Annotated in this window: 2 protein-coding genes; one reads left to right on the top strand and one right to left on the bottom strand. The window is 72.7% G+C overall.

Annotated features, from left to right (window positions below; genetic code table 11):
- Positions 1-92 precede the first annotated feature (92 nt).
- The gene (gene hpxO, locus AS96_RS13510) at positions 93-1,286 is read left to right on the top strand and encodes an FAD-dependent urate hydroxylase HpxO (RefSeq protein WP_036290822.1); all 1,194 of its coding nucleotides are present in this window, start codon (positions 93-95) and stop codon (positions 1,284-1,286) included.
- Positions 1,287-1,456: 170 nt separating this feature from the next.
- Here the strand turns inward: hpxO and AS96_RS13505 are convergent.
- Positions 1,457-2,472: MinD/ParA family ATP-binding protein (locus tag AS96_RS13505; protein ID WP_036290820.1), on the bottom strand; the 1,016-nt coding region annotated here is incomplete at its 5' end.

The raw sequence follows: 2,472 nt of genomic DNA, 5'->3' as shown, positions 1-2,472 counted from the left end.
GGGGGCGGGCGGCGGGTGGGCGGGGGGGCGGAGGCGGGTGCGGTTACCCCGAGGAAACGTCGCGGTGACACGGCATCCGTAGCGTGGCCGGCATGAAGGTGATCGTCGTCGGAGCGGGTGTCGGGGGAACGAGCGCGGGCATCGCGCTGCAGAGGCTGGGCCACGACGTCGTCATCTACGACCAGATGCGCGAGAACCGTCCGGTGGGAGCAGCCCTGTCGCTGTGGTCGAACGGCGTGAAGGTGCTGAACTGGCTCGGACTCGGCGCCGAGGTCGCCGCTCTCGGCGGCGACATGGCCGACATGGTCTACCTCGATGGGCACACCGGCGAGACCCTGTGCGACTTCTCCCTCGCGCCGGTCACCACCCAGACGGGGCAGAAGCCGTACCCGGTCGCCCGCGCCGATCTGCAGGCGCTGCTGATGGAGCGGTTCGGCCTCGACGGCATCCACCTCGGCAAGAAGCTCGTCGGCATCGCCGACGACGGCACGACCGTGACCGCCACGTTCGCGGACGGCACGACCGACTCCGCCGACATGCTCATCGGCGCCGACGGCGCCCGCTCGATCGTGCGCGACTACGTGCAACCCGAGGGCGCGCCGCCGATCGAGCGCGAGTACTCGGGGTACACCAACGTCAACGGGCTCGTGCCGGTCTCGGCATCCATCGGACGCCCGACGGCGTGGACGACGTACGTCGCCGACGGCAAGCGCGCCGCGGTCATGCCGATCGCCGGCGACCGCTTCTACTTCTGGTTCGACATCCCCCAGCCATCGGGTCTGCCGTATGCTCCCGCGGCAGGCGTCGCACCGTTGCGCGAGGCGTTCGGCGACTGGGCGCCCGGAGTGCAGGAGCTGCTCGCCGCGATCGACCCGGCCACCTCGCTCAACCGCGTCGAGATCTGGGACATCACCCCGTTCGACACCTGGACGAAGGGCCGGGTCGCGATCCTCGGGGATGCCGCGCACAACACCTCCCCCGACATCGGCCAGGGGGCGTGCTCAGCGCTCGAAGACGCCTTCGCGCTCGGCATCGCGTTCGCCACCAACACGCTGGGCGTCGCCGACACCCTCCGCCGCTACGCCGCGATGCGCGTGGAGCGGGCCGGGGAGCTCGTGCTGCGGGCGCGCAAGCGCGCCTGGGAGACGCACGCGTTCGATCCCGCCGTGACCGACGCCTGGTACGAGAGCCTCCGCGCCGCCGACGGCACCGGCATCATCCGCGGCATCGTCGGCAACATCGAAGACAGCCCGGTCAACCTCGGCGGCGGCCTGCTCGCGGGCTGAGCGCGCCGCGGCATCCGTCGCCGGGCCGCCCCGGCGTCACCCGCCGATCCGCGGGCCGAACTGCAAGGGATGCCGCGCGACACGCCGCGGCATCAGCCATCCCGCCGGCGCGTCGCCGTCAAAGCCCTTGCAGTTCGGGCAGGCGTGGTGCGGACCGCGAGGGCGCGGCGTCAGAGACGACGGGCGATGGATGCCGCGACCGTGAGCCACGCATCGCGGGTCTCGGGCGACAGCGCATCGAAATCGATGGGACCGCCGTCGACGAGCGCGGCATCGAAGGGCACGTGCACGACCTCGGCCGTGACCTGCGAGAAGTGGCGCTCGAGGCGCTCGGCGAGCTTGCGATCGGGCTTTGTCGACGGCGCCGCGAGAATCGTGACGGCCTCGTCGATCTTGTGGTCGAAGCCCTTCTCGCGCAGGCCGTCGAGCAGCCAGGCGGCACTGGCCGCGGTGTCTTCGCGCACCGTCGAGACGATGACGAGCTGGTCGGCTGCGGCGACGGCGGCGACCCAGTTCGAGGCGCGCATGTTGTTGCCGGTGTCGACGATGAGCAGGCGGTAGTAGCGCGAGAGCACGTCGTGGAGGCGGTCGAAGGCGGTCGCGTCGATGGTGGAGGATGCCGCGGCATCCTCGTCCGAGGCGAGCACGTCGAAGCGGGCGTCGACCTGCGTGCGTACGTAGGTGTCGAGCGCCGCGAGGCTCGCTCGATCGGGCGTGGCGAAGCGGTCGAGGTCTTCGAGCAGGTCGACGGCCGTGCGGTGGTGCGGCGCGTTCTGCGCGCGCCACCCGAGCGTGCCGCGGGTCTCGTTGTTGTCCCAGGCGAGCGTGGCGCCGCCGCGCTGGGTGCCGAACGTCGCGGCCAGCAGCAGCGTCGACGTGGTCTTGTGCGCCCCGCCCTTCGGGTTGAGCACCACGATCGTGCGCGGCGCGTCGAGGCGGCGCTGCACGAGACGCTCGCGATCGAGACGCGACTGCTCCGCCTTGCCCGGGCGGGGCGAGATCGCGCCGCCGGTCAGACGGCGGACCGCTCCGCGCCACCCCTCGGTCGCCCGCGGACGCGCGCGGTCGGCGCGAGAGTTGAGCAGGTCGTCGACCGTCGGCGTGGCCCGCTGGGCCGGCGTGCGCTGCGCGCCCTCGCGGCGGGTGCCGCCGCTGCGCAGCGGCCCGTCGGTCACCGCCACCGCGG

Source organism: Microbacterium sp. MRS-1, from assembly GCF_000585455.1.
Lineage (GTDB): Bacteria > Actinomycetota > Actinomycetes > Actinomycetales > Microbacteriaceae > Microbacterium > Microbacterium laevaniformans.
Note: the sequence above shows the minus strand (reverse complement) of the source record. Positions and strands in the feature narration are given on the sequence as shown.

Bases quoted from the DNA above. Each gene is read 5' to 3' on its own strand.
- hpxO (WP_036290822.1), top strand. From the start codon at position 93: ATGAAGGTGATCGTCGTCGGAGCGGGTGTCGGGGGAACGAGCGCGGGC.